Consider the following 8,052-nt stretch of genomic DNA (forward strand, 5'->3'; position numbering starts at 1 on the left):
CCACCGCCTCGGCCAGTTCCGGCAGCGACTCGCGCAGCCGACCCGCGATGCGCTGTCGGAAGGCGGCGTCACCGGCCAGCGCGGCGGCCATGGCGTTGCCACCGAACTTGGTGCGCCGCTGGGGCGTGAAGCGGGCGTACTGCCGAAGCGGAACCGGCAGCTCCGCCACGGTCAGAGCGCCGAGCGCGTCCCCGGTCAGGGACACCACACGACGGCGGACCTTCTCCGGCAGCGGGCTGTCCAGCGTCTCCCGCCGCTGGCCCGCCGCGGATTCCGGTGTCGCCTCCGGACCGGACGGCACGTCCGGCGGCTCGTCCGGCGGTTCCCGATCGGGGTCACGCTCACCGCCTGTACGCTCCGCCACCGTTCACACCTGCCCGTTCCGTCCTGCTGCAGACCTACGCGCCCGGCCGCTCCACCAGCTCGACCTCGTCCACCGAATTGCACCAGCGGCAGCGCACGGACTCGATGGTCTCACTGAGCACGTCCTGTTCCTCCACATCCGGTTCACCGGCCAGGTCCAGATGGACGAACTCCACCACCTTGCTGGACCGTGTCACGTCGAACCGGGTCAGATTTCCACACAGGGTGCAGCGCCAGCGTGTCGCGGCCGTGGGCTGGGAAACCGACATGGTGTCGTCCACTCCTTCACGAGGTCACTCGTACTGCGGTTCAGTTGCTCTGTCACTTGCTCTGGTCACACGCTTCGTCACGTGCGAGAGCGTCCGAGGGCCCCATGGGCTCCCCAGGAACCTGCCTCCACGGGGATCGCGACCGTCCGTACGGGCGACCGACCCGTGAGCCCCGGGCACCGACCGGTGGTCACTGCCCCGGTCCACTCCCCGCACGGGCCGGCACGCACTTCCCTACCCGTTCGGCGGCCGGCCACCCTGTGACGGGGTACACCATTCCGTCTCGGAGGCGCACAGCGCCGTCCGCACGCGCCCGCGCGGGCGACTCCTCAGCCCCCTCGTCGTGCGCCGGCGACGGACGCACATAATGAAGGCGGCTCCGCTCCGGGCCGTACCGACGAAGGGACGCACCATGATCACGTCGATCGTGCTCATCCGGACCAGCACCGACCGCATTCCCGAGATCGCCGAGCAGATCGCCGCGCTGGAGGGTGTCAGCGAGGTCTACTCGGTGACCGGCGCGCACGACCTGATCGCCATGGTGCGGGTGGCCGAACACGATGACCTCGCCGACGTGATCCCCGGTCGGATCAGCAAGGTGCCGGGCGTCCAGCAGACCGAGACGCACATCGCCTTCCGTACGTACTCGCAGCACGACCTGGAGGCGGCGTTCGCCATCGGCCTGGACGGCTGACCGACGGGCCGCGCGGGCTCCGGAGTCGCGGATGAGGAAATCTTCATCCGCGATTCATCCTGACGCCACGCCCGCTCCGCAGGCTGTCTCACATGGCCTTCTCCTACCGCATGGCGACGCTGGCCGCCGTCGTGGCGATTCCACTGGGCATCGCCGCCACGAGCTGGGCCCTCACCGACGATCCCGAGCCGCCGCAGCCACCCGCCAAGGTGGACCTGGAGAGCGAGAGTCCCGGACGCTCGCCCTCCGCCTCGACTCCCGGCTCCGAGGAACCGAGCGGTCCCGACAAGTCCGGGCGGCCCTCCGGCTCGCCCAGTGACCAGGTCGTACCACCACCGTCCCCGACGGACGGATCGGATGACGACGACGGGCCGGACGGGGATGATGACGACGATTCGGGCACCGGAGACGACGGCTGAACCGACGGCCACGGCGACTGAACCGACGTCTGACGCCGTACGCCCGTCGGGCGGGCTCGGGCGACGAACCAGCGACGGAATGAGCGAGTGCAGTGTCCAGCAGCGGCGGCACCGGGCCCCAGCGCCCGGAGACGGCGGACCAGGGGCGGTACGACGCTCCGCGGCGCCGGCGCCCGCAGATCACCGCGCGGGTGCGCATCCTGCTGTGGCTGATGGTCGTCATGACGGTCGCGTTGGCCGCCGTCGCCACCACCACCCGCTCCATACTGCAACGCGACGTGGACCAGCGGATCACCCAGGTCCTGGGGCAGGAGGCCAACGAGTTCGGCAATTTCGTCACCCACGGCCAGGACCCGGAAACTGGCCGCTCGTTCACCACCGCCCGCCGGCTGCTCGAACTCTTCCTGCAACGGCAGTACTCCGACCCGGACGAGGAACTGCTCGGCCTCATCGGCGGCTCGGTGCTGCGCCAGCAACGGGACATCCCCAGCGAGCTGCCGCTCTACAAGGACGACGCCGCGCTCCGGCACATCACCGAAAGCGACCGCCGTACGGGCTCCCTCTCCCGCCCGGAGGGTGATATCCGGTGGGCGAAGGTGCGGATCAATCCGGCCGGGGACAGTCCGCGCGGCACCTTCGTCGTGGCCTTCCACACCGGGCGGGAGGAGGCGGCGGCGGACGAGGTGTTCCGCACGTTGCTGGCCATCTCCGCCGTGGCACTGCTGATGATCTGCGGCATCGGCTGGGCCGTCGCCGGCCGTATCCTCGCTCCGGTACGTCTCGTACGCGGCACCGCGGCGCAGCTGACCGAGCAGGACCTGACCCAGCGCATTCCCGTGCACGGTCGAGACGACATCGCCGCGCTCGCCGAGACCTTCAACGCCATGCTGGACCGGCTCGAGCGGGCCTTCGCCACCCAGCGGCAGTTCGTCGACGACGCCGGGCACGAACTCCGTACTCCCATCACCATCGTGCGGGGACACCTGGAGCTGATGGGGGACGATCCGGTCGAGCGTGAGGAGACCGTGCGTCTGGTGACCGACGAGCTGGACCGGATGAGCCGGATCGTCGAGGACCTGTTGCTGCTCACCAAGGCGGAGCGGCCCGACTTCGTCTCGCCGGGGCCGGTGGAGCTGGCCGAACTGACCGCCGACGTCTACGACAAGGCGCGCGCCCTGGCCGACCGGGACTGGCGGCTGGACGCGGTCGCGGAGGGCACCGCGTGGCTGGACGTGCAGCGCATGACCCAGGCGATGGTGCAGCTCGCCGACAACGCCGCGCGTCACACGGCCCCGCACACCACCATCCGGATCGGCTCCCGACGCACGGTCGACGAGGTCGAATTGTACGTGATGGACAGCGGCCCCGGGGTACGGGCCGCGGACGCGGAGCTGATCTTCGAGCGCTTCCGCCGGGGCACCGTACGGCGCGGCGCACGGGGAGCGGGCGGGGCCGGGCTCGGCCTCTCCATCGTGAAGGCCATCGCGGAGGGGCATCCGGGCGGCCGGGTGATGCTGCGGAGGACCCCGGGGGGTGGCGCAACCTTCGCCCTGCTCGTGCCGGCGGCGGCGCAGGCCGAGTCCGGGGAAGTCGAGGAATTCGGGGAACTCGAGGAGTTCGGAAAGTTCGAGGCTGTCGAGGAGTTCGGCCCGCCATCCCCCGCGATCGCGGGGGCGGACGAGAAACGGGAAGGCAGTACGGCGTGAACCGCATTCTGATCGCCGAGGACGAGGAGCGGATCGCCTCCTTCGTCCAGAAGGGCCTGCGAGCCAACGGTTTCGCCACGACGGTCGCCCCGGACGGGGACACGGCGTACGACTACGCTCGCACGGGCGGTTTCGACCTGGTGGTGCTGGACATCGGCCTGCCCCTGCGGGACGGCTTCACCGTGCTGCGGGAGCTTCGCCAGGCCCGGGTGACCGTACCGGTGATCGTGCTCACCGCGCGGGACTCGGTCGGGGACACGGTGGCCGGCCTGGAGGGCGGCGCGGACGACTGGATGACGAAACCCTTCCGCTTCGAGGAGTTGCTGGCCCGGGTCCGGTTGCGGTTGCGCACCGCGACGCGTACGCCGGAGATCACGGTGCTACGCGGTGGCGGCCTCTCGCTGGACCTGCAGACCCGGCGGGCCCGCGCCGACGAACGCACCGTGGACCTGACGGCCCGCGAGTTCGTGCTGCTCGAACTCTTCCTGCGGCACCCGGGGCAGGTGCTCTCCCGCGAGCAGATCCTGTCGCACGTGTGGGGCTACGACTTCGACCCCGGCTCGAACATCGTGGACGTCTATGTCCGGGCGCTGCGCAAGAAGTTGGGCGCCAGCCGGATCGAGACCGTACGCGGCATGGGCTACCGGCTGCCCACCTGACCGGCGGTACGGCACCGGCTACCGGCCCCCGGTTCCGCACCCAGCCACCCAGCTGGCCCGTCACCTGGGCCCTGAGCTGCTACACGACCCCACGAAGGCGGTACGACAGCCGCGCCGGCCCCGGATGAAATCTCCTTCATCATCTCCTCACCAGGGGCTCATGCCGGCCGCCGAGTATCGTTGCCGTGACACTCTCCCTGAAGCAGACCGGCCTGCTATGCGCGGCGTTGAGCTGGTGCGCGCTGCTGGTCGTGCCCGGCAACTTCGCCGGACTGGGTGGCGACGCCCGGATCACTCTCGCCGTCTTCGCGCTGGCCACCTGCTCGTGGATCGCGACGCCGGTCGATGACACGTATATCGCGCTGGCCGCGGGGCTGGCGCTCGCCGCGACCGGCGTGATAAGCACCGATACCCTGTTCGGCGCGCTGGGCGAACCCACCGTCTGGCTGTTGATCTGCGCCTTCGTGCTCGCCGCCGCCGTGTCCCGCACCGGGCTGGCCGGACGGATGGCGGCCTTCCTGGTCAGCGGGGCGCGTACGGCACGCCAGCTGGCGCATCTGAGCACCGCGGCCCTGGTGGTCACGGCCTTCGCGGTGCCGGCCACCTCCGGGCGGGCGGCGCTCGCGCTACCGGTGTTCGTCGCGCTCGCCAAGGCGCTGTCGGACCGCAAGCGGCTGGTGCTGATGCTGGCTCTGCTCTTCCCCACCGTGATCCTGCTGTCCGCCGTGGCGACCCTCATCGGCGCCGGCGCGCACCTGATCACCGTGCAGGTGCTGTGGGAGACCACCGGCCAGCAGGTCAGCTTCACCCAGTGGCTGCTGCTCGGACTGCCGCTGGCGCTGGTCTCCTGTCATCTGGCCGCGGAGGCCGTTTTGTTGACCACCACCCGCCGCGCGGACCGCCGTATGCCCGTACGGATCGGCGCCGAGGACATCCAGCGGCACAGCGAGGCCGCCACCGGATTCCCCACCACCGGACCGCTCTCGCCCGTCGAGACCCGTTGTCTGCTGCTGCTGTTCACGGTCGTCACGCTGTGGTGCTCCGAACCGCTGCACGGGGTGTCCCCGGCGCTGGTGGCCCTCATCGGCGCGGTGATCGCGGCGTCACCGGTGTTGGGCACGGTGACGCTCAAGGACGCGCTGCGCACCGTCCCCTGGTCACTGCTGCTGTTCATGGCCACCACCATGGCCATGGGCATCGCCCTGTCCAGCTCCGGCGCCGCCCGCTGGCTGGTGAGCGGGCTGACCTCCACCGGGGGCGACGGCGTACCGCCCTGGCTGTTCCTCGCCGTGGTGGTGGCGGTGAGCACCGCGGCACACCTGGCACTGCAGTCCCGTTCCGCCCGATCGAGCGTGCTCGTACCGCTGGTGGTGGCCGCGGCGGCCGGGGCGGGTGTCAACCCGGTGTCCGCCGCGCTGGCCTCCACGGCCGCCGCCGGCTTCTGCCACACGCTGCCCGCCTCCGCCAAGCCGGTCGCCCTCTTCTCCGAGGTGCCCGGCGTCACCACCTACACCCCACGCGACCTGCTTCGCCTCTCCGCCGTGCTGGCACCGCTGACCGCCCTGCTGGTGCTGCTCTTCGCCCTTGTCGTCTGGCCACTGCTCGGCGTCCCCGTCCTCTGAGGAGCCCTCATGTCATCCACGTCATCCGTGCCGTCTGTGCCGTCGTATCGTTTCGCCGTGGCGCCCAGCGGTTTCAAGGGCTCGCTGTCCGCGGAACAGGCCGCCGCCGCTATCGCCGAGGGCATCCGTCGTGTCGTGCCAGCCGCCGAACTCGACCTGGTCCCGCTCGTGGACGGCGGGGAGGGTACGGCCCGGTCGCTGGCCGCCGCCACCGGCGGCAGCTTGACGTTCCGTACGGCCACCGGCCCGGTCGGGGATCCCGTACGGACACACTTCGCGCTGCTCGATGAGCGCGACGGCAGCGACGCCGCGCACGCCGGCACCGACGCCGACCCGCCGCAGGCCGGCGACTGGACGAGCGCGCGCGGTGGGGTCCGTCTGCNGCCGCTATCGCCGAGGGCATCCGTCGTGTCGTGCCAGCCGCCGAACTCGACCTGGTCCCGCTCGTGGACGGCGGGGAGGGTACGGCCCGGTCGCTGGCCGCCGCCACCGGCGGCAGCTTGACGTTCCGTACGGCCACCGGCCCGGTCGGGGATCCCGTACGGACACACTTCGCGCTGCTCGATGAGCGCGACGGCAGCGACGCCGCGCACGCCGGCACCGACGCCGACCCGCCGCAGGCCGGCGACTGGACGAGCGCGCGCGGTGGGGTCCGTACCGCCGTGGTGGAGATGGCGGCGGTCGCCGGCCTCTCGCTCGTGCCCGCGGACCGGCGGGATCCGTGCGCCACCACGACCCACGGGGTGGGCGAGCTGATCAGCGCGGCGCTGGACGCGGGCGCCCGCCGCCTCCTGATCGGCTGTGGTGACTCGGGCACCTCGGACGGTGGCGCCGGCGCCCTGCAGGCGCTGGGCGCCCGGCTACTGGACCGACACGGGCGTGAACTCCCCCGGGGTGGCGCCGCGTTGGGCCGGCTGGACCGGATCGACGTGGCGGGTCTGGACCCTCGACTGTGGGACACCGAAATCCTCGTCGCCTGCAACCCGTACAACGTCCTGGCCGGCGAGCGTGGCGTGGCGCGGGTCTTCGGGCCGCAGAAGGGTGCCGGTCCCGCGCAGGTGGCGCGGCTCGAGCACGCCCTGGAACGCTGGGCGGACATCCTCGCCCGCGACGTCCCGGAGCAGAAGGGACGCGACACCGGAGCGCCGCGCATCACGCGGACGCCCGTGGACGACACGGACGCCGTACGTCAGCGGGCGGCCGGCCTCAAGCAGGACCCCGGCACCGGCGCGTCCGGCGGCCTCGGGGCGGGACTCGCGGCCTTGGGCGCACGGCTGTTGCCGCGCTTCGAGGTGCTGCTCGACCACCTGGATCTGGACGCCCGACTGGAAGCCGCCCACCTGGTGATCACCGCGGAGGGCGGGCTCGACCGGCAGACCGTGCGGGGCAAGGTGCCGGCCGAAGTGGCCCGCCGGGCCCAGGCGCTGGGCAAGCCGGTGCTCGCGCTGGCCGGAACCCTCGGCGAGGGCGCGCACACCGTACGGGAGTCCGGGGTGGACGCCTACAGCAGCATCCTGCCCGCCCCCGTGGGGCTGGCCGAGGCACTGGACCGGGGCGCGGAGTACCTCGCGGACGCGGCCGAACACGCCGTGCGCATGGTGCTGCTGGGTACCCGGCTCACCTCCCGGGCCGGTATGCCCGATCCGGCCTCCTCGGGGCCGGCGTCCTCCGGCCCGGTGCCGCGCGTACGGGTCGACGCCCTCGCGGGTCGGGCGACCGGGTGACCGCTGGCGGCCAAGCGGCCAGGCCGCCGGGCGGCCCCCGCCGCTGACGACGCGGCGCGACAGCCGGCCGGCTGACTCAACCGTGCCGGGCGGCGAGTTCCCGTACGGCGCCGAGCAGCCGCTCGATGTGCTCATCCGGAGTGCCGGCGCCGAAGCTGACGCGTACGGCGGCCAGCGTGTCACCGTACGCGTCAACTTCGGCGCCCGGCTCGGCCGCCGTGTCCCGGCCCTCGCCGCCGCTGGGCGGGCACTCCGCCGGCTGATCCCCCGCCTGCCCCAGGAGGACCCGCAGCAACGGGTGCGCGCAGAACAACCCGTCGCGTACGCCGATGCCGTACTCCTCCGCCAACGCCGCCGCCACCCGCCCGCTCTCCCACCCCGCCAGCACGAAGGACACCACCCCGACCCGCTCGGCCCGCTCCCCGAAGAGGGACAGCACCCGCAGTCCCGGCACCGCCGCCAGGCCGGTCAACAGCCGGTCCAGCAGCCGCCGTTCGCGGAGTACGAGCCGCTCGAAGCCGGTGTCCAGCAGCGCGCGGCAGGCGGCGGCCACGGCGTACGCGCCGACGACGTTGGGCGAGCCGGCCTCGTGCCGG

General features: G+C 72.3%; 8 protein-coding genes and 2 pseudogenes. 7 read left to right on the forward strand and 3 right to left on the reverse strand.

The genetic code is table 11. The features are described from left to right. Both AN216_RS16630 and AN216_RS16635 read right to left on the reverse strand, forming a co-directional pair. Positions 1-301: pseudogene (locus AN216_RS16630) on the reverse strand (NYN domain-containing protein); the annotation flags it as partial. A gap of 97 nt (positions 302-398) precedes the next feature. Then, positions 399-632 carry a hypothetical protein gene (locus tag AN216_RS16635; protein WP_070197475.1) on the reverse strand — a complete coding sequence of 78 codons (234 nt, stop codon included), beginning with the start codon at positions 630-632 and terminating at the stop codon, positions 399-401. 412 nt (positions 633-1,044) lie between these two features. Between AN216_RS16635 and AN216_RS16640 the strand changes: the two genes are divergently transcribed. From AN216_RS16640 to AN216_RS16665, 7 genes and pseudogenes are all read left to right on the forward strand, one after another. Then, positions 1,045-1,326, forward strand: a complete 282-nt coding sequence (locus tag AN216_RS16640; protein ID WP_070197544.1) for an Lrp/AsnC family transcriptional regulator — start codon at positions 1,045-1,047, stop codon at positions 1,324-1,326. Between the two features lie 92 nt (positions 1,327-1,418). After that, the gene (locus AN216_RS16645; RefSeq protein WP_070197476.1) at positions 1,419-1,745 is read left to right on the forward strand and encodes a hypothetical protein; all 327 of its coding nucleotides are present in this window, start codon (positions 1,419-1,421) and stop codon (positions 1,743-1,745) included. 212 nt (positions 1,746-1,957) lie between these two features. Further along, positions 1,958-3,451, forward strand: coding sequence for a sensor histidine kinase (locus tag AN216_RS16650; RefSeq protein WP_079166681.1), 1,494 nt, complete (start codon positions 1,958-1,960; stop codon positions 3,449-3,451). After that, positions 3,448-4,110 carry a response regulator transcription factor gene (locus AN216_RS16655; protein WP_070197477.1) on the forward strand — a complete coding sequence of 221 codons (663 nt, stop codon included), beginning with the start codon at positions 3,448-3,450 and terminating at the stop codon, positions 4,108-4,110. Before AN216_RS16650 ends, AN216_RS16655 begins: the two co-directional genes overlap by 4 nt. A gap of 185 nt (positions 4,111-4,295) precedes the next feature. Next, complete coding sequence (locus AN216_RS16660; RefSeq protein ID WP_070197478.1) at positions 4,296-5,732, forward strand: SLC13 family permease; 1,437 nt, start codon at positions 4,296-4,298, stop codon at positions 5,730-5,732. A 9-nt stretch (positions 5,733-5,741) separates the two neighbouring features. Then, positions 5,742-6,017, forward strand: a pseudogene (locus tag AN216_RS27240) (glycerate kinase); the annotation flags it as partial. 65 nt (positions 6,018-6,082) lie between these two features. Next, on the forward strand, positions 6,083-7,456 hold the full coding sequence (locus AN216_RS16665) for a glycerate kinase family protein (RefSeq protein ID WP_070197479.1): 1,374 nt from the start codon (positions 6,083-6,085) through the stop codon (positions 7,454-7,456). Positions 7,457-7,532: 76 nt separating this feature from the next. On the opposite strand, the gene AN216_RS16670 is transcribed toward AN216_RS16665, so the two are convergent. Further along, the coding region (locus AN216_RS16670; RefSeq protein ID WP_139140945.1) for an aminotransferase class V-fold PLP-dependent enzyme at positions 7,533-8,052 on the reverse strand (520 nt) is incomplete at its 5' end.

Origin of the sequence: Streptomyces oceani (genome assembly GCF_001751245.1) — a bacterium.
GTDB lineage: Bacteria > Actinomycetota > Actinomycetes > Streptomycetales > Streptomycetaceae > Streptomyces > Streptomyces oceani.